The sequence below is a fragment of the Thalassospira sp. MCCC 1A03138 genome, from assembly GCF_002115785.1.
GTDB lineage: Bacteria > Pseudomonadota > Alphaproteobacteria > Rhodospirillales > Thalassospiraceae > Thalassospira.
On the sequence record NZ_JFJY01000001.1, the window covers coordinates 922313 to 941808 of the forward strand.

The 19496-nt window shown below is 57.1% G+C and carries 18 protein-coding genes and 1 riboswitch; of the genes, 8 read left to right on the plus strand and 10 right to left on the minus strand.

What is annotated here, in order from left to right:
• Positions 1-89 precede the first annotated feature (89 nt).
• A complete protein-coding gene (locus tag TH468_RS04300) occupies positions 90-878 on the plus strand; it encodes an AzlC family ABC transporter permease (protein WP_085642321.1) in 789 nt (262 codons plus the stop codon).
• Positions 875-1201 carry an AzlD family protein gene (locus TH468_RS04305; RefSeq protein ID WP_085642322.1) on the plus strand — a complete coding sequence of 109 codons (327 nt, stop codon included), beginning with the start codon at positions 875-877 and terminating at the stop codon, positions 1199-1201. The genes TH468_RS04300 and TH468_RS04305 overlap by 4 nt, the downstream gene beginning before the upstream one ends.
• Positions 1202-1275: 74 nt before the next feature.
• Here the strand turns inward: TH468_RS04305 and TH468_RS04310 are convergent, their stop codons facing one another.
• Entirely contained in the window at positions 1276-2871 is a 1596-nt protein-coding gene (locus TH468_RS04310) for a peptide chain release factor 3 (RefSeq protein ID WP_007089166.1), read from the minus strand.
• 496 nt (positions 2872-3367) lie between these two features.
• Between TH468_RS04310 and TH468_RS04315 the strand changes: the two genes are divergently transcribed.
• A complete protein-coding gene (locus tag TH468_RS04315; RefSeq protein ID WP_062953226.1) occupies positions 3368-4132 on the plus strand; it encodes a PhoH family protein in 765 nt (254 codons plus the stop codon).
• Between the two features lie 64 nt (positions 4133-4196).
• Here the strand turns inward: TH468_RS04315 and thiC are convergent, their stop codons facing one another.
• The gene (gene thiC, locus TH468_RS04320; RefSeq protein WP_085642323.1) at positions 4197-6020 is read right to left on the minus strand and encodes a phosphomethylpyrimidine synthase ThiC; all 1824 of its coding nucleotides are present in this window, start codon (positions 6018-6020) and stop codon (positions 4197-4199) included.
• 130 nt (positions 6021-6150) lie between these two features.
• Positions 6151-6266, minus strand: a riboswitch (TPP riboswitch).
• A 62-nt stretch (positions 6267-6328) separates the two neighbouring features.
• On the minus strand, positions 6329-7339 hold the full coding sequence (locus TH468_RS04325) for a cation diffusion facilitator family transporter (protein ID WP_007089173.1): 1011 nt from the start codon (positions 7337-7339) through the stop codon (positions 6329-6331).
• Positions 7340-7547: 208 nt separating this feature from the next.
• Here TH468_RS04325 and TH468_RS04330 point away from each other — a divergent pair, with 208 nt between their 5' ends.
• The 3 genes from TH468_RS04330 (at position 7548) to TH468_RS04340 (ending at position 11588) form a co-directional block, all read left to right on the plus strand.
• Entirely contained in the window at positions 7548-9527 is a 1980-nt protein-coding gene (locus tag TH468_RS04330; RefSeq protein WP_085642324.1) for a heme lyase CcmF/NrfE family subunit, read from the plus strand.
• Between the two features lie 8 nt (positions 9528-9535).
• Positions 9536-10795 (plus strand): c-type cytochrome biogenesis protein CcmI, encoded by a 1260-nt coding sequence (gene ccmI / locus TH468_RS04335; RefSeq protein WP_085642325.1) that lies wholly within the window; start codon positions 9536-9538, stop codon positions 10793-10795.
• 346 nt (positions 10796-11141) lie between these two features.
• Positions 11142-11588, plus strand: a complete 447-nt coding sequence (locus TH468_RS04340) for a response regulator (RefSeq protein WP_007089176.1) — start codon at positions 11142-11144, stop codon at positions 11586-11588.
• 125 nt (positions 11589-11713) lie between these two features.
• Here the strand turns inward: TH468_RS04340 and atpC are convergent, their stop codons facing one another.
• Genes atpC through TH468_RS04365 form a run of 5 tightly spaced genes read right to left on the minus strand, consistent with a single transcriptional unit; the run spans position 11714 to position 16641 of the window.
• Positions 11714-12118: an ATP synthase F1 subunit epsilon gene (atpC, locus tag TH468_RS04345; protein ID WP_007089177.1), complete on the minus strand. Its 405-nt coding sequence runs from the start codon at positions 12116-12118 to the stop codon at positions 11714-11716.
• Between the two features lie 42 nt (positions 12119-12160).
• Positions 12161-13579 carry a F0F1 ATP synthase subunit beta gene (gene atpD, locus TH468_RS04350; protein WP_007089178.1) on the minus strand — a complete coding sequence of 473 codons (1419 nt, stop codon included), beginning with the start codon at positions 13577-13579 and terminating at the stop codon, positions 12161-12163.
• A 51-nt stretch (positions 13580-13630) separates the two neighbouring features.
• Positions 13631-14521 (minus strand): F0F1 ATP synthase subunit gamma, encoded by an 891-nt coding sequence (locus TH468_RS04355; protein WP_007089179.1) that lies wholly within the window; start codon positions 14519-14521, stop codon positions 13631-13633.
• A 30-nt stretch (positions 14522-14551) separates the two neighbouring features.
• The gene (gene atpA, locus TH468_RS04360) at positions 14552-16084 is read right to left on the minus strand and encodes a F0F1 ATP synthase subunit alpha (RefSeq protein WP_007089180.1); all 1533 of its coding nucleotides are present in this window, start codon (positions 16082-16084) and stop codon (positions 14552-14554) included.
• A complete protein-coding gene (locus tag TH468_RS04365) occupies positions 16084-16641 on the minus strand; it encodes a F0F1 ATP synthase subunit delta (protein ID WP_007089181.1) in 558 nt (185 codons plus the stop codon). Before TH468_RS04365 ends, atpA begins: the two co-directional genes overlap by 1 nt.
• A gap of 426 nt (positions 16642-17067) precedes the next feature.
• On the opposite strand from TH468_RS04365, the gene TH468_RS04370 reads away from it, so the two are divergent.
• Positions 17068-17553 carry a hypothetical protein gene (locus TH468_RS04370; RefSeq protein ID WP_085642326.1) on the plus strand — a complete coding sequence of 162 codons (486 nt, stop codon included), beginning with the start codon at positions 17068-17070 and terminating at the stop codon, positions 17551-17553.
• 42 nt (positions 17554-17595) lie between these two features.
• On the opposite strand, the gene TH468_RS04375 is transcribed toward TH468_RS04370, so the two are convergent.
• Both TH468_RS04375 and TH468_RS04380 read right to left on the minus strand, forming a co-directional pair.
• Positions 17596-18234 (minus strand): glutathione S-transferase family protein, encoded by a 639-nt coding sequence (locus TH468_RS04375; RefSeq protein ID WP_085642327.1) that lies wholly within the window; start codon positions 18232-18234, stop codon positions 17596-17598.
• A gap of 29 nt (positions 18235-18263) precedes the next feature.
• Positions 18264-18584, minus strand: coding sequence for a nucleotide pyrophosphohydrolase (locus tag TH468_RS04380; RefSeq protein WP_210402205.1), 321 nt, complete (start codon positions 18582-18584; stop codon positions 18264-18266).
• Positions 18585-18653: 69 nt separating this feature from the next.
• Between TH468_RS04380 and TH468_RS04385 the strand changes: the two genes are divergently transcribed.
• Entirely contained in the window at positions 18654-19496 is an 843-nt protein-coding gene (locus TH468_RS04385; protein WP_085642328.1) for an ABC transporter substrate-binding protein, read from the plus strand.

The window sequence follows — 19496 nt, forward strand, 5'->3', positions numbered from 1 at the left end:
GTTTGGAACTGTCTTAAATTACGGGCAGGCTCCTCGCTCACCACCAGTCAAAATACAAAAATCAAACGGCTGAAACGGAAACGCACAAGATGTCTCGCCCCCAATCCGCCCCTACCCGGCATTTTGATGCCGACACCATAAGACGCGGTGCCATCGCCTGTCTGCCCCTGTTGCCCAGCACCATGATCTTTGGTGCAGTGCTGGGCGTGCTCGCCACCCAGCGCGGCCTGTCGCTGGGTGAACTTCTGTTCATGAGCCTCACGGTCTTTGCCGGATCGGCACAGTTTGTGTCCGTCGATCTGTGGCGCGAAACCATCCCTGCTGCCACCATCATTGTCGCAACCGCGGTGATCAATCTGCGCTATGTCCTGATCGGCGCATCCCTGCGCCCGGTGTTTCGTGGCCGTCCGCTCTGGGTCAAAATCTGCGGCATGCATATGGTGGCCGATGAAAACTGGGCCGTCACCATGACACAGGAAAACCTTGCCAATCCGGGCTTCCTGCTGGGTGGCGGGATTTTCCTTGGCATTGTCTGGGCGACGGGCAACACCATCGGCTATCTGCTGGGCGGGGGCATACCCGACCCGAATGTCTATGCGCTTGATTTCGCCTTTACCGCGGTCTTTGCCGCACTCACCGTCGGCATGTGGAAGGGCCGGGTTGATCTTCTGCCGTGGCTGGCCGCCGCCATCGGATCATTGATCGGACATTACACCCTGCCTGGCACATGGTCGATCCTTGCCGGGGCCGGGGCCGGGGTGATTGTTGCCGCCCTGACATGGCGCGAGGACATGGACGACACCGCACCCGAAACTGAAATAGCAGCAGATGCTTATGGCGCCCCCGAAGGCACCTATTCGACGGAGGCCGGCAAATGATGAGTTTCCCTGATCTGACCACCTTCAGCACCGCCTCGGTCCTAACCATTCTTGGCATGGCCGCCGTGACTTACGGTATGCGCCTTGGCGGTCTTCTGATGGCCGACCGCCTGCCGCAACAGGGCCGCTGGGCGCATGTACTTGAACGCCTTCCGGGTGCGGTCCTGATTTCCGTCTGGGTGCCAAGCGCCCTGTCCGCCGGGCCCATCGGCATCGCCGGTGCCGCCGCCACCGTGATTACGATGATTGTCGTGCGCAACCTGTTTGCCGCGATGGTCGCGGGCATGGTTCTTGTCGCGGCGGGGCGGTATTTCCTCGGCTAAAGACACAACACGCAAACATGCAAAAAGGCCGCCCCGAAAATTCCGGGCGGCCTTTTTCGTGATCGTGGTTGGCTTTACGCCGCAACCATATTCTGCTCGCGCGTGGCTTCGAATTTCAGGTTCGGCCAATCGCGTTGCGTGGTTTCAAGATGCCAGGCATTGCGCGCGATAAAGACCAGCGTTTCGTCGTGATCCTCGAACAGGGCTGACTGGTTGGCATCGCGGAATTTCTTGATTTCCAGCGGATCGCTGCCCATCACCCAGCGCGCGGCATAGGCCGGTGTCGGTTCGAAATGGACCTTGATGCCGTATTCGGCCGCGATGCGTTCTTTCAGAACCTCGAACTGAAGCTGCCCGACCACACCAACGATCCAGTCCGCACCCATCATCGGCTTGAACACCTGTGATGCGCCTTCTTCGGCAAGCTGTTCAAGCGCGCGCTGAAGATGTTTGCCCTTCAGCGGATCATCAAGGCGCACCTTCTGCAACAATTCCGGGGCAAAGGCCGGAACCCCCCGGAAACGAAGGTCTTCGCCCTCGGTCAGGGTATCGCCGATGCGCAATGTGCCGTGGTTCGGAATGCCGATGATATCGCCCGGCCATGCTTCTTCGGCAATGTCACGTTCATTGGCAAAGAACAGCATCGGGTTATGCACCGCCATCTGTTTGCCCGCGCGCACGTGCTTCAATTTCATGCCGCGTTTGAAATGGCCGGAACACAGGCGGATGAACGCGATACGGTCACGATGGTTCGGGTCGATATTGGCCTGCACCTTGAACACAAAGCCCGAAACCTTTGTCTCGTTGGCCTCAACCAGCCGCGTTGCCGCTTCCTGCGGGCGCGGGGTCGGTGCGATATCGCCAAGTCCGCGCAGCAATTCACGCACCCCAAAGTTATTGACCGCCGAGCCAAAAAATACCGGCGTCAGATGCCCCTCGCGATAGCTTTGCAAATCAAATGGCGGGCAGATTTCGCGCACCATTTCGACTTCTTCGCGCAATTTCTCCAGAAGATAATCCGGGATCAGTTCATCAAGCTTCGGATCATCAAGCCCCTTGATCGGAATGGCTTCCTTGACGACATTGCCGCCTTTTTCCATGAACAGAAGCTGATCATTGACCAGATCGTAACAGCCATGGAAATCCCGGCCCGATCCAATCGGCCATGTCACCGGCGACACATCAAGCGCAAGGTCACGTTCGATCTGATCGATCAGCTCAAAGAAATCACGTGATTCACGGTCAAGCTTGTTAACAAAGGTCGTGATCGGCACATCGCGCAGACGGCAGACCTCAAACAGCTTGCGCGTCTGGGCCTCGATCCCCTTGGCACCATCAATCACCATGACGGCGGAATCAACTGCGGTCAGAACGCGGTATGTATCTTCGGAAAAGTCTTCGTGGCCCGGCGTGTCAAGCAGGTTGAAGATGTTCTTTTCAAACTCGAACGTCATGACCGCGGACGAAACCGAAATACCGCGGTCCTGTTCGATCTTCATAAAGTCCGAACGCGCGCCACGCTGTTCCTTTTTTGCCTTCACCGCACCGGCCATCTGAATGGCACCCCCGAAAAGCAGCAGCTTCTCGGTCAGCGTCGTTTTACCCGCATCCGGGTGGGCAATGATGGCAAAGGTACGGCGGCGCGATACCTGCTCGTCGATCGTCGGCATGGTTCATCCATTGATCATGATTTCGGGTTGGCGCGCACTGTACTGATTTTTGGCGCGCATGCCACCGTGAAATCGTCATATCGGGCATGTAATCGGCAGATTGCCATGCCCGATATGCTGTCTGGTGGCATCTTGTCGGCTTCCGAGCGGCTGCATTAGAAAAAAGTTATCTCGCAGATGCGGCATAAATCTCTGAAAAGACTCACTTTCCGATTTCATTTAAATTTCATCAGATAAAAAACAGTGACAAAACACAGGATGTAGGGGTACGATTCTGTTGTACGGTCAAGAACTGGACCGAAGGAGGGGTTCCCGAGTGACGCGAGAGCACGTTGTAAAACGGAATTTTTCGCCCCCCGGATCGCAGATGCAACATGTTGCTGCGAACGGCGGTGAACCCACCCGCCACTTCCATCGCAAGATGAAAATTGAATGCGCGCCTTTCCATGATGGAATGGCGCGTTTTGCTTTATTGGCACAATTGATGAGGTGACTTATGGGTAAGCGCGCAGCACGCCGTCGTAGCCGTCCGCAGCAGGCAGATACCAACGTTCACGAGCTGTTTGACGGTGACAAGTCAAACTGGCATCCCCTGAACGGTCAGGGTGACGCCCCCCAGAACGGCCAACGCGATCAAAGCTTCCGCCGCCACATTCGCCCCAAAAGCGAAAATCAGGCGGCCCTGATGGAAGCAATCGACGCCTTCAACCTCATCCTTGCACTCGGCCCGGCTGGAACCGGGAAAACCTTTATCGCTGTTTCCAAAGCCGTCGAAGCCCTTGATAACGGCGAAATCGGCCGCATCGTCCTGGCCCGTCCCGCGGTCGAGGCGGGGGAAAATATCGGCTTCCTGCCCGGCGACGTCGAAGCCAAAATGGCCCCCTACCTTCGCCCGCTTTATGACGCGCTCAATGACCGCCTCGGCGCCAAACGCCTGCGGCAGTATCTGTCGGACGGCACGATTGAAATCGCACCAATCGGCTATATGCGTGGCCGCACGCTCAACAATGCCTTCGTCGTGATCGACGAGGCCCAGAACTGCACCTATGGGCAGCTCAAGATGCTGGTCACCCGCCTTGGCTGGAATTCCACCATGATCCTGACCGGCGACCCGGATCAGACCGACCTTCTGCCGGAAATGTCCGGTCTGTCTGAAATGTCGGACCGTCTTGAAAATGTCGAAGACATCGCCTGCGTCAAACTCGCGGACAAGGACATCGTCCGTCATCCGCTGGTCGCAAGCATGCTGACCGTCCTTTAACCTTTCGGCACGGCAAACTAAAAGAAGAAGGCGGGTCCGTCACCGGGCCCGCCATTTTCGTGGTTTAGTCGCCTTGATCAAGCGTCATGTAAAGATCACCGCCATCACGGTATTTCTCCGCCATCGCCGCCATGCCTTCCTTCTGCACATCGGCCCGGATTTCATGCGATATCCGCATCGAACAGAATTTCGGTCCGCACATCGAACAGAAATGCGCGACCTTGTGCGCCTCTTTCGGCAGGGTTTCATCGTGGAAGGATCGCGCCGTTTCCGGGTCCAGCGACAGGTTGAACTGATCTTCCCAGCGGAATTCGAACCGCGCACGCGAAAGCGCATCATCGCGTGCCTTTGCCGCCGGGTGCCCCTTGGCAAGATCGGCGGCGTGGGCCGCGATCTTATAGGTAATCACCCCGGTCTTCACATCATCCCGGTCCGGCAGACCCAGATGTTCCTTCGGCGTCACGTAACAGAGCATCGCCGTCCCGTACCAGCCGATCATCGCCGCCCCGATCCCCGATGTAATGTGATCATAACCCGGCGCAATATCGGTGGTTAGCGGCCCAAGCGTATAAAACGGTGCTTCGCCGCAGATCGACAACTGCTTGTCCATGTTTTCGCGGATTTTATGCATCGGTACATGGCCCGGCCCCTCGATCATCACCTGGCAATCGTGATCCCATGCGATGCGCGTCAGCTCGCCAAGCGTTTCGAGTTCGGCAAACTGGGCGGCATCATTGGCATCGGCAATCGATCCCGGTCGCAATCCATCGCCCAGCGAAAAGGAAACGTCATAGGCCCGGCAGATGTCGCAAATCTCGGCGAAATTCTCATACAGGAAACTTTCCCGATGATGATGCAGGCACCATTTCGCCATGATCGACCCACCCCGCGATACGATGCCGGTCACCCGGTCGACGGTTAACGGGATGTGATGCAACCGCAATCCGGCATGGATGGTGAAATAATCCACGCCCTGTTCGGCCTGCTCGATCAATGTGTCACGGAATATTTCCCATGTCAGGTCCTCGGCAATCCCGCCGACCTTTTCCAGCGCCTGATAGATCGGCACCGTCCCGATGGGCACGGGCGAATTGCGGATGATCCAGTCGCGGATATTGTGGATATTGCGCCCGGTCGACAGATCCATGACCGTATCTGCCCCCCATCGCGTCGCCCAGACCATCTTTTCAACCTCTTCGGCCATTGATGACGTCACCGCCGAATTGCCGATATTGGCGTTGATCTTGACCAGAAAGTTCCGCCCGATGATCATCGGTTCGGCTTCGGGATGGTTGATATTGGCCGGGATGATCGCGCGCCCCCGTGCAATTTCATCCCGCACAAATTCGGGCGTTACATTATCGGGGATCACCGCCCCGAATGCCTCGCCGTCGCGTTCGGCATTGGCCCGCATTTCCACCCGACCCAGATTTTCACGGATCGCGGCATATTCCATTTCCGCGGTAATGATCCCGGCCCGGGCATAGGCCAGCTGTGTCACCGCCCGCCCGCCAATCGCGCGCAACGGTGCATGACGTTGCGGAAATGCCGGAACCGCATGACTTTCACTTCCGACAAAGCCGTTATCTTCGGGTTTGATATCGCGCCCGGCATATCGTTCGGTATCGGAACGCGCCGCGATCCAGCTTCGGCGCAGTCTTGGCAGACCCTTGGCAATATCAATCGTGACATCCGGGTCAGTATAAGGCCCCGACGGGTCATAAACCCTGATCGGCGGTTCGCCCGCCGTGGGATGAACCGCAACTTCGCGCATCGGCACGCGAATATCGGGAAAGTGCGATCCGGCAATGTGGATTTTGCGCGATGCGGGCAATGCCCCGGTTGTGACATCGCTAGTGATATCGGTTTTGGTAGATGGAACAGACATAAAAGGCCCCTTTGCAATCAAGGCAATGGAGACCCAGTTCTGCGAGAGGCTGCTGATGAAAAATGCCGACCGGGAATGAGTAGACCGCCATGACAAAAAGGGCGCACCCCATATGTCAAAACAGCTAAATATGTCGGCATCCGCACCATCCCTACGCCAGTATGAACTGGATCAGGTTCAAAGGGTCACTGCGCTGCAAAGCCAGCAGTTTCTCAGCCCCTTGTCGGGGCTCCCCAGGTGATCGATTGCAGGGTTACAAGTTATGCGGGGGATGTCAATCGGCGGGCGCGGCCCGACGTGCCAAAAGATCAACGCCCCGTTGCAAGCTCGCCATTTGACGCCGGAATACTGTCCTGACCGGCCTTGCGTGCCCGGCCCGTATGCCAGAATTCCGGGTCTTCGGTATAACCACTGAATTCATCAAGATGGATGTCTTCGGGCGGTTCGGGATGGATCGTGATATCCAGATCGGGATATTCCGCCCGGATGCTGTCCATCACCTGATGGCAGATGGTGTGCGATTCCCGCATCAGCATCCCGCCATCCATGATCAGTTCGATCTCGGCAAAGCGATGCACGCCCGATGACCGGGTGCGCAGACGGTGAATGCCGATCACGGACGCGTTTTTCATCGTCAGTTCGATGATCCGCTGGCTATCGGATTCCGGCAATTCCTGATCCATCAGGACCGAAACCGAATTGCGCCCGACCTTGACCGCGGAATAAAGCAGGAAAAGCGCCACCATGCCGCCTATCGCCGGATCGGCCCAGTTCAGGCCGGAAAAACCGGCAACAAGGGCAACAATCACCGCCAGATTGGACAGGATGTCGCTGGTGTAATGCATCGAATCGGCGTCAACCGCCAACGACCCGGACATCCGCACCGCTTTTCGTTGCAGCAACACAAGCCCGACGGTCATGACAAGCGAGATCGACATGATCCACACGCCTTCAACCGCAAACCGGATCGGCTGTGGTTCGGCAAGCCGTGATCCGGCCTCCGCCAGAACCAGAATGGCCGCGCCGATCATGAAGGCGGACTGGAAAAGTCCCGCCAGCGGTTCGGCCTTGCCATGGCCAAAACGGTGATCATGATCGGCCGGGCGCCAGGCACTGCGGACCGCCATGAAGTTGATCACAGACGTCCCGACATCAAGCATGCTATCAATCATCGAAGACAGAAGACTGACGGAATCGGTCATGAACCAGCCAGCGGCCTTGATCGCAATCAGCGTCGCAGCAATGACAATAGAGGCCGTGGTTGCCCGACGTGCCCATATTTCCCTTTGCGCGATGTCAATGACAGGACATTGACTCATGTTCTACAGACCCTTGGTCTTCAATTTTCCGCTCGCTGATTGCGGTTTTATATCGTGAATTGGCGTAATATGTAATGACTATTGCCATATTTTGACCTTCGCCTGTGCAGCAAATAGCGCATATTTGATATTCCGCAAGGTTTTCAAACCAGACCGAAGCGACTATATCAGCCCGGCAGGCGGATAAGAGCAAACAACAGGCCCACTTATGATTGTTGAAATCGGACATTATGCCTTGGTGCTGTCACTGGTGGTGGCAATGGCACAGTCGACTATCCCGTTTCTGGCTGCGTCCCGGCGTGATGCCGCGCTTCTGAAAATCGCACCCCGGCTGTCGATTGCCTGTTTCCTCCTTGTCGGCGCAAGCTTTGCCGCCCTGACATATGCCTATGTCACATCCGATTTCTCGGTCCTGAACGTGGTCGCCAACAGCCATACCTCAAAACCGCTGATCTATAAAATCACCGGTGTCTGGGCCAACCACGAAGGCTCGATGCTGCTCTGGGTGATGATCCTGACCCTGTTTTCGGCCGCGGTCGCGGGCTTTGGCCAGAACCTGCCGCCAAGCCTTCTGGCGCGCGTCGTTGGCGTCATGGGGCTGATTGCGCTCGGCTTTCTGCTGTTCATCCTTCTGACGTCTAACCCGTTCGAGCGCGTGATTAATCCGCCGCTCAACGGCGAAGGCATGAACCCGCTGCTTCAGGACCCTGGCATCGCCATTCATCCGCCGTTCCTTTATCTCGGCTATGTCGGTTTCTCGGTGGCCTTTGCCTTTGCGGTTGCCGCACTCATCGAAGGCCGGGTTGATCCGGCATGGGCACGCTGGGTTCGTCCCTGGACCCTGGCCGCATGGATGTTCCTGACCGCCGGGATCGGGCTTGGCTCCTGGTGGGCCTATTACGAACTCGGCTGGGGCGGCTGGTGGTTCTGGGACCCGGTTGAAAACGCATCCTTCATGCCGTGGCTGGCGGGAACCGCGCTTTTGCATTCGGCTATTGTCGTTGAAAAACGCGACGCGCTCAAAAGCTGGACGATCTTCCTGTCGATTCTTGCCTTTTCCTTCTCGCTGCTCGGCACCTTCCTTGTGCGGTCGGGCGCACTGACATCGGTTCATGCCTTTGCCACCGATCCGACGCGCGGGGTGTTTATCCTGTTCCTGCTGTGCCTGACGGTGGGCGGGTCTCTCGCCCTTTATGCGTGGCGCGCCCCGACCCTGAAGGGCGGCGGTCTGTTTCAGCCGATCTCGCGCGAAGGCGCACTTGTTTTCAACAACGTGCTGCTCTCGATTGCCGCGGCCATGGTGCTGCTCGGCACCCTTTATCCGCTGCTGCTTGAAACCCTGACCGGTGAAAAGATTTCGGTCGGCGCGCCGTTCTTCAATTCCACCTTCGTTCCAATCATGACGCCCCTGATCATTGCCATGGCATTCGGGCCGATGATGCCGTGGAAACGTGCCGATCTGTTTGCGGTTCTGGGCAAGCTCAAAATCGCCATCGCCGCGGTGATCCTCGTTCTGATCGTCACCTACTGGCTTGCCGGTGGTCCGGCCTTTGCCCTGTTTGGCATGGGGCTGGCGATCTGGCTGTTTGTTGGAACGATGCTGGAATGGGCCGGACGGATCAAGCTTTTCCGCGAACCGCTCACGACCAGCTTCCGCCGGATGCGCAATCTGCCACGCTCGGCACACGGCACCATGCTGGCCCATGCCGGGATGGCGATTGTCATTGCCGGGATCACCGGATCACAGGCATGGACCGAAGAATCGGTTCAATCGCTTGCCATCGGTGAAAGCACGGTTGTTTCGGGCCATACCTTCACACTCAGCGGCCTTCGCGAATATCAGGGGCCGAACTTCTTTGCCCGCGAGGCCACCATCACCATCGCAACCCCGGGCGAACGCACCATAACGCTTACCCCGGAAAAGCGCGTCTACACCGTCGAAGGCATGCCCACGACCGAGGCCGGAATCCGGTCCGGTTTCACCGGCGATATCTATGCGGTCATCGGTGATGAAGACGCCAGCGGCAAATGGGTGACGCGCTTCTATGTCAAACCGATGATCCCGTGGATGTGGGCCGGTGGCATCATCATGGTGCTCGGCGGTCTGATGTCGCTCTCCGATCGTCGTTATCGCGTCGGTGCCCCTGCCCGCTCCACCAAAACGGTTCACACCGTACCCGCCGAATAGGATTCTCAATGACCATCTGGATTGTTCTTGGCGCCTTGACGGCTCTGGTGGCGGGTTATGTCCTCTGGCCGATCTTGCGAAATGCGCGTTCCGCCAGTGCCGATGCGGGTGATGATCACCTTGCCGACATGGATGAAGATGAACTGCAACGCGATCTTGCGGTTTACCGCGACCAGCTTGCCGAAATCGGCCGCGACATCGAACGCGGCGTTCTGACCGGCGAACAGGCCGACGCCGCCCGCACCGAAGTCCAGCGCCGCATCCTTGCCACCGATCAGCGCATCAGCACCCGCCAGAAATCCGGCGAGGCCGCAACGCGCATCTCCCGCCTGCGCCCGGCTGTTGCGATCTTTACCCTGCTTCTGTTTGTCGGCGGTATCGGCCTTTATCTCGACCTTGGCCGCCCCGACCTTCGTGATCGCCCCATTGCCAGCCGTACTGACGAAATCATGGCCGCCCGGCAGGCCAGCGAAAATGACGCCAGCCGCAATGACGCGCTGAACCGCGCCGTACAGGACCTGTCAAACCGCCTGCTTGAAAATCCCGATGACCTCAAGGGCTGGGAACTGCTTGGCGCCAGTCTGATGGCGCTTGGGCGCGCCGAAGAAGCCCAAACCGCCTTCCTCGAAGCGGTCAAGCAATCCGGTCGCGATGGTGATTATCTGGCGATGTATGCCGAAAGCGTCATCCGGGCGAATAACGGCCAGGTCAACACAATCGCCCGCGGCGCGCTCGAAGAAGCCGCCCAATCCGGCAGCAGGGATCCCCGTATCCAGTATTTCCTCGGTCTTGCCGATGCGCAGAACGGCAATGTCGCTGCCGCGATTGATCGCTGGATCGTGCTGGTGAATGGTGCGCCGTCCGATGCCGGATGGCTTCCGATGGTGCTGGCCCGGATCGACGAGGCCGCCCTCGCCCAGGGGATCGACATTACCGGCCGGATCAAGATCACCCCGCCCATGGCCTCAAACGCCCCTGCCGGGCCCGGGGGTCCCTCGCGCGAAGACATGGAAGCCGCCGCCGAAATGTCGTCCGAAGAACGTCAGGAAATGATCCTTGGCATGGTGTCCCAGCTGGCTGACAAACTGGCGGAAAACCCGGAAAATCCCGAAGGCTGGGCCCGTCTGATCCGCGCCTATATGGTGATCGGTCAACCCGATCAGGCAAAGCAGGCCTATGACAATGCCCGACAGGTATTTTCCGATGATCCCGATCTCCTGACCCGCTTTGCCGGGTTGGCCGATGAACTGGGCATCCCTGCGAATTGACCGGCCCCAAACGGCCACCGTCATTCATCACCCAGAATCGAACGCACCGTGAAAAATCGCGGTGCGTTTTTTCTGTTTACACCCATACGAATGCAGCCGACCGAGCAATACGTAAGGATAGTGTTTTGATCAAACTTTCGCCTGTATCCTATTGATTTGGCGTTCTGTTTCATCAAATTTGACTCGTTCAAAAAGTGAACCAGATTCAGAAATTTCAAACTTTTTGCCTACAAGGTTGAATTTATTCTGTCTTTTTCTTCAATTCCCCGGAAAGATTGACTATAATTCTCATCTATCAAAAGGGGGTGTTTCGGACATTCCCCATCCAAAAGAATAAGGACGTCGCATGATCGCCGGTGCAAGCGGGGCCGTAAGCAATTTGCTGCTGATAGAAGACAATCCGGGCGACGCCCGATTGGTTCAGGAAGCGCTCCGTGAATTCACCCACCCGGTTACGCTGCATCACGTCAAGGATGCGATGACTGCGCGCCAGTTCCTGCAACAGGATGGCCCCTATCGCAATGCGCCAAGGCCCCGCCTGATCCTGCTGGACCTGAACATGCCCCGCAAGGATGGCCGCGAAATGCTGCGCGAAATCCGGAATGATCCATCATCCGCCTCGATCCCTGTGATCGTGCTGACCACGTCGGGGGCAGAACATGATGTGGATCTGTGCTATGCGGCGGGGGCGAACTGCTATCTGCGCAAACCGGTCGATGTCACGGAATTCATCGAACTGATGAAGATGATCGAATCTTTCTGGCTCGGTCTTGCCCTGACCCCGTCCCCCTGATCCCGCCGCCGGTCACGGCTCCCCCCACCATCACGCTGCACCGATAAACCCTTCTGACATGCCAAAAGCAGAAAGGCCGCTGTCTGCACAACAGCGGCCTTTTTAACAAAGTCGAAGATCGATGATCAGTTGGACAGTGCGGCAATCTGCGCACGGGCAACCTCAAGCGCACGTTCGGCATTCGCCTTGTCATGCGCCGTGGTTGCCGCCTTCAGGTCCGCCTGCGCGGTCTCAAGACGTGCCTGGGCTTCATCGGCCTTGATATCGGAAACCGGAACCGCTTCTTCGGCCAGAATGGTGCAACGCTCGGGGTTAACCTCGGCGACGCCACCGGCAACGAAGATACGTTCGGAAACCTTGCCACCTGCATAGATGTCGATGACACCGGGGCGAATGGTCGAGATCATCGGCGAATGCTTCGGCAGCACGCCAAAATTCCCGTCCGTGCCCGGAACAACGACCATCTCGACCGGCTCGGATTTGAGCAGGGCAGACGGCGAAACAAGTTCCAATACAGTCGTATCAGTCATGACAGTCCTCTCTCCCGTATGGGAAGGGGGACCGAAGCTGCCTTAGGCAGCTTCGGCCATCTTCTTGGCTTTCTCGATGGCTTCTTCGATGGTGCCGACCATGTAGAATGCCTGTTCAGGCATGTGGTCATATTCACCAGCGCAGATGGCCTTGAATGCCTTGATGGTGTCTTCGAGCTGAACGAACACGCCCGGAGTACCGGTAAAGACTTCTGCAACGTGGAACGGCTGCGAAAGGAAACGCTGGATCTTACGGGCACGGGCCACGACCAGTTTGTCTTCTTCCGAAAGCTCGTCCATGCCGAGAATTGCGATGATGTCCTGAAGACCCTTATAGGTCTGGAGGATACGCTGCACTTCACGGGCAGTCTCGTAGTGTTCCTTGCCGATAACGCCCGGATCAAGCGCACGCGAGGTACTGTCGAGCGGATCAACAGCCGGATAGATGCCAAGCTCGGCAATCTGACGGTTGAGCGTCGTGGTCGCATCAAGGTGGGCAAACGAGGTTGCCGGTGCCGGGTCGGTCAAGTCATCGGCAGGGACGTAAATGGCCTGGACCGAGGTAATGGAACCTTTTTTGGTCGAGGTGATACGTTCCTGAAGCGCACCCATGTCGGTTGCCAGTGTGGGCTGATAACCCACGGCAGACGGGATACGACCCAGAAGTGCCGACACTTCCGAACCCGCCTGGGTAAAGCGGAAGATGTTATCGACGAAGAACAGAACGTCCTGGCCTTCTTCATCACGGAAATATTCCGCAATCGTCAGACCGGTCAGGGCGACACGTGCACGTGCTCCCGGGGGTTCGTTCATCTGGCCATAAACCAGTGCGGCTTTGGATGCACCTTCCGGGTTGATAACGCCCGAATCCATCATCTCGTGATAGAGGTCGTTACCTTCACGGGTACGTTCACCAACACCTGCGAAAACCGAATAACCGCCGTGGCCTTTTGCCACGTTGTTGATCAGTTCCATGATGAGAACGGTTTTACCCACGCCAGCACCGCCGAACAGACCGATTTTACCACCCTTGGTGTACGGCGCGATCAGGTCGATGACCTTGATGCCGGTAACCAGGATTTCGGTGTCGGTTGACTGATCGGTGAAGGACGGTGCTTCACGGTGGATCGGGGAGGTCATTTTCGCGTTGACCGGACCACGTTCGTCGACCGGCTCGCCGATGACGTTCAGGATACGACCAAGGGTTTCTGGACCAACCGGAACCAGGATCGCGTCACCGGTATCAATGACTTCCTGACCGCGACGCAGACCTTCGGTGGTGTCCATCGCGATGGTACGGACGGCATTCTCACCAAGGTGCTGTGCAACTTCAAGAACCAGACGCTGGCCGTTGTTGTCAACATGCAGCGCGTTCAGAATGGGAGGCAGATCGCCGTCGAATTTAACGTCGACGACGGCGCCCATAACCTGGGAAATTTTCCCCGCCTTCTTGTTCGCCATAGGTATTGTCTCCTGCTCGGACAAAACTATCCGTTAGTTCCTGCGACCCGCTTACAAAGCCTCGGCGCCGGAAATGATTTCAATCAGTTCGTTGGTGATCTGGGCCTGACGTGAGCGGTTGTACTGGATGCTCAGTCGGTCGATCATATCGCCGGCATTGCGGGTTGCGTTATCCATCGCGGACATACGCGCACCGTGCTCGGATGCACTGCTTTCCAGCATCGCACCGAAAATCTGGACCCCGACATTACGCGGCAGCAGATCAGCCAGAATGGCTTCTTCAGACGGCTCATATTCATAAACCGCAGAAGAACCGGTAGCTTCTTCCTGCCCGTCGGCTTCCGGCACCGCGAACGGTACCAGCTGCTGTTCGGTCACGACTTGCGAAATTGCTGACACGAACTTGTTATAGAAGATCGAGCAGACGTCAAATTCGCCTTCTTCGTACAGCGCCAGAACTTTGTCAGCAACGTCGGTAGCAGCAGAGAAATCAATCCCCTTCTTGCCCTCGACGCCAGTATACCGGGCGACAATCGCGTCACCAAATTCACGCTTGAGCGCATCGGCACCCTTGCGGCCAACACAGATCAGCTTCACCGTTTTGCCAGCCGCGCGAAGGGCGCGGACCTTGATACGGGTCGCTTTGATGATCGATGCGTTGAAACCACCGCAAAGGCCACGGTCCGCGGTAAAGACGACGAGCAGATGCACATCATCCTTGCCGGTACCTGCCAGAAGCTTCGGTGCCCCCTGTGCACCACCAACCGCGGCTGCAAGCCGTCCCAGCATCGTCCCCATGCGATCCGCATAGGGACGGGCTGCTTCCGCTGCATCCTGCGAACGGCGGAGCTTGGAGGCTGCCACCATCTTCATCGCCGAAGTAATTTTCTTCGTCGATTTGACGCTGGCAATGCGCGAGCGCAGATCCTTCAAACTAGCCATTGCGTTTCCTCCTTCGCCTAAATTTCAGACTTACGCGAAGGTTTTCGCGAACTTGTCGAGGAACGCTTTGAGCTTCGTTTCGGTGGCTTCCGAAAGAACCTTCTCGGTGCGGATCGCATCAAGAATGTCAGAACCGGTCGAACGGATATCGTTCAGGAACTGTTCTTCGAAAGCACGAATTTTGCCAACTTCCACACCGTCAAGGTAACCCTTAACACCGGCATAGATCACAACAACCTGTTCTTCCACTTTAAGCGGCGAATACTGCGGCTGCTTGAGCAGTTCCGTCAGACGTGCGCCACGTGCCAGCAGTTTCTGGGTCGCCGGATCAAGATCCGATGCGAACTGTGCGAAAGCTTCCATTTCACGATACTGGGCAAGTTCCAGCTTGATCGAACCGGCAACCTGTTTCATTGCCTTGATCTGAGCGGACGAACCCACACGCGAAACTGACAGACCAACGTTCACAGCCGGGCGAACGCCCTTATAGAACAGGTCGGTTTCAAGGAAGATCTGACCGTCGGTGATCGAAATCACGTTGGTCGGAATAAACGCCGAAACGTCGTTACCCTGGGTTTCGATAACCGGCAGAGCGGTCAGCGAGCCAGCGCCGTTTTCGTCATTCATTTTCGCAGCACGTTCCAGCAGACGGGAGTGCAGATAGAAAACGTCGCCCGGGAAAGCTTCACGTCCCGGCGGGCGGCGCAGCAGCAGCGACATCTGGCGATAGGCAACAGCCTGTTTCGACAGATCATCATAGAAGATGGTGGCATGCATGCCATTGTCGCGGAAATATTCACCCATTGCGCAGGCAACGAACGGTGCCAGGAACTGCATCGGCGCCGGGTCCGAAGCGGTCGCGGCAACAACGATGGTGTTTTCCATCGCGCCACGTTCTTCAAGAACCTTGACAACCTGTGCAACGGTCGAACGTTTCTGGCCAACCGCAACATAGATGCAGAACATCTTGTCGCTGTCGGATTTCGCGGCATCGTTCACCGGCTTCTGGTTCAGAATGGTATCGATGATGATCGCGGTTTTACCGGTCTGACGGTCACCAATGATCAGCTCGCGCTGGCCACGGCCAATCGGGATCAGCGAGTCAATCGACTTGATACCGGTCTGAACCGGCTCATGAACCGATTTACGCGGGATGATGCCCGGTGCCTTGACGTCAGCAAGGCGACGTTCTTTCGCACCCAGTTCACCTTTACCGTCGATCGGATTGCCAAGCGCGTCAACAACACGGCCCAGCAGCTCCTTGCCAACCGGCACGTCAACGATGGCACCGGTACGCTTGACCTGGTCGCCTTCCTTGATGGTACGGTCAGAACCGAAAATAACGATACCGACGTTGTCTTCCTCAAGGTTCAGGGCCATGCCCTTGATGCCACCCGGGAAGTCGACCAGTTCACCGGCCTGAACATTGTCAAGACCATGAACACGGGCGATACCGTCACCGACAGACAGAACCTGACCGACTTCGGCAACTTCGGCTTCAGCGCCAAAATTGGCGATCTGATCCTTAAGAATAGCGGAGATTTCCGCGGCGCGGATTTCCATCACGCAACCCCTTTCATAGCGAGCTCGAGCTTCTGCAATTTGGTACGAAGCGAGGCATCAAAAACCCGGGAACCGACCTTGACGACAAGGCCGCCAAGAACCGCCGGATCGACATTCAGGTCCACTTTGACAGTGGCACCGACAACTTCTTTAAGAGCGCCGGTAACGGCTTCGATTTGCTCTTTCTTCAGCTCGGAAGCCGACGTCACCTGTGCGGTCACTTCGCCTTTGAAAGCTGAGAGCATGGAAAGGTAGGAACTGATAACATCCGGCAGAACGAAAAGGCGGCGTTTCTGACACAGAACGCCAACGGTCTTCTTGGTCAACTCGGAAACGCCAAGCTTGTCCAGAAGGGCCGCCATTGCCTTGGCCTGCACATCCCGGGAAATCACGGGACTACGGAGCACATTCCGCAGGTCATCGCTTTCGACGATGGCCTGGTCGAGCAATTCAAGATCGCTTTTGACAGCATCAAGCGCATCGGCCGACTGGGCCAATTCGAATAATGCTGTGGCGTAACGCCCTTGAAGCCCGGTCGCGGCAGTATTTTGGGACACCGGTGAAAGCCCTCAATTCTGGTTATGAGAACGACTCGGATACGTATAAAAAAATGGTCTCTCGGAAGGTGTTCCCGCCGAGAAGCGAGCGTTTGGTATCACATGTCCATGACAGGGGCAACCCCCGCGCAACGCCATTTGGGCGGTCTTTTTCATTCTTTACTGAAGTTGGGACAAAACAGCCCCGGATCGCTCGCGTTTCGAGGCGTTTTACAACTATTTTATAATGCCGCCTCTCACGCTCTCCGCGGATTGTAGCGCGCAAAAATCACCTTTTGGGAACGAATCCCCGTTTTTTCGTTCAAAGCTGCCCGTGCAACCGCTGATCGATAACCGGCTTTTGCCCGCCAATACTGTAATCGACATCACATCTGACCGCATCAAACGTCACTTCTGGACAGTCATATCATCGCCAAGGAGATTTAAATGAAACTGTCCCAAATGTCCGGCCTGACCGGTCTACTGATAGCCGGGCTTGCCCTTTTGCTGCCGATAAACGCCTTCGCATGTAGCACCGGCTATTTCCGTTTTGTCGAAACCGGTACTGCAAGCCCCTTCGTGCCATCCGCCTCGCGCGCCTATTACGATGATCAGGATCAGGCCGGAACCGCCCTTTCGGTTTTCGTCGATCTGACATCGGCGGATTACAAGGCCATGGCTGATAGCCGCCTCAATGCATTCGGCGGTAAAACCACGGTTTACAAAATCGCCTGCGATGCGGTCACCGGCCCGCTTTCCGAAACCCCGGCCGAAGATGTGCCATCCGATAGCTGGATGAGCCCGGAGGGCATCAACCCCACCCACGTCTATCTCGAAGCCGACAGTTTCAGCAGCGCCACCATCGGCCCGAACAAGCAATCGATCCCGGCGTGGCTCACCAGCAAGTCCAGCAAGGTCTACAGCGCCAACTGATATTGGCTGGCAGCCCCCTCGATCACCGGTCCGGCTGGCCCGTCACAGCTGCCAGCCGGACAATCCTTCGCGCATGTTAAGCTCGATATAGGACGGGCGCGTGATGATCCGATCAATATAGCGCCGCAGGATCGGCCGCCCGGTCGCGGCACATTCCATATGGCGTGACCAGCGCATCAGCATCACGGCCAGCATATCCACCGTGCCGAACCGATCCCCCAAAAGGTAATCGCCACCACCCGAAAGGCGCTTTTCGAAATCATCCCACACGGACCGGATTCGCCTTTCCGCCAATGCCTTGACCGCTTGCGCTCCTTCCGGGTCGCCATCCTTGGCGGCATAAAGCCAGTCACGCATCGCCGGCATCAGGGTATTGGCGATATAGATCGTCAATTGCAGCCACTCGTCCCGCCCCGGACTTCCCGCATCGGGCACAAGCCCCGATCCCGGATGCCGTTCGGCAAGCATCATGATATGGGCAACTGATTCGCCGTACGCCACACCATCCATTACCAGTGTCGGCACCCGGCCCGATGGATTAAGCCGAAGATATTGCGGATCACGCGGCGCGCTGCTCTCGATATCAACCAGCACCGTCTCAAACGGCACACCAAGCTCGATCAGCATCCAGTGCACCGCCATGCTGGCGGCCCCCGGCGCATAAAACAGCGTATAGCTCACGTTATGATCCCCAGATATTCCGGATATCTCTAGATATGCGATCCGGTGCCATCCCCCTTGGCCGACCATTTGCGTGCACGGTTGATCGCCATCTTTGCCTGCACTTCACGATCAAGGTCCAGACCGAACTGATCCACCAGCCGATACAGCAAAATCATCACATCCGCCGCCTCGCGCCCGATTTCCGAAAGATCGCGGTCCGCCACGGCTTCATCAAGTTCCTTCATTTCCATCATCGCACGCGTAACAAGCGCCCGGGGATCGGCCACCGGGCCAAAAATACCCTCGGCCCAGTCACATATGCTTTGCTGACTTTCGGTCACGTTTGTTGAATTTTTAACATTCGTCATCAAATCTTATCCATGGGATTTAAAAAGTTACCGATATCCATAACCCGCATTCACGACGGGAGACAATATATGCTGCGATGCCGGGACTTTATGCCGATGGCGGGATCATTGCGATATCACCTGCCGGGCATGTGCGCCCTGATTGCGGCCATGCTGATCGCGGCCTTTTCAACGACCGTCTCCGCCCGCACCCTGATCATCGAAGGTCTGTCCGAAGCCCCGCTGAAATGGATGGTCGATGGCGATCCGCGCGGGATTGATATCGACATCATGACCGAAGTCCTGAACGACATGGGCATCACCGATTACCGTTTTCAGCTTGTCGATAATGGCCGCCGCCTTCTGCATAATGCCCAGACCGGCAGCAGCGATATCGTCCTGACCCTGTCGCAAAACGCCGAACGCAGCCAGTATCTGCAATATCCCCAGGAAGCCCATCTTCTGCTCGATTGGCGCTTTGCCGTGCGCGCCGAAGACCGCGACCGAATCACCTTTAATGATTTTTCCGATCTGGCGCGCCACCGCGTCGGGGCGGCGGCGGAATATTCCTATACCGATACCTTCTGGCAATCCGGGCTTGATATCGAAGTCGTCGCCAAGAACGATCTGCTGATCCCGATGCTGCTTCAGAACCGCTTTGATGTCGTGCCGGTCAATTACCTCAGCACGCTTTACGAAACCCTGCGCAGCGGACAGCGCGAAAAAATTGCCTTCATCTATCCGCCGCTTCGCCGTGCGCCCTATTATAACGTCTTCACAACCGCCTCCGACTATCCGGACAAGGACGGTTTTCTCGAACGCTATGACCAGATCATCCGCGAAATGCGCAATGACGGCCGCCTCGCCACCATCTTTCAGGATTACCTCGGCCCGGACGGGCTCGACTGGTGGCAGTCCCAATATCAGAACTGA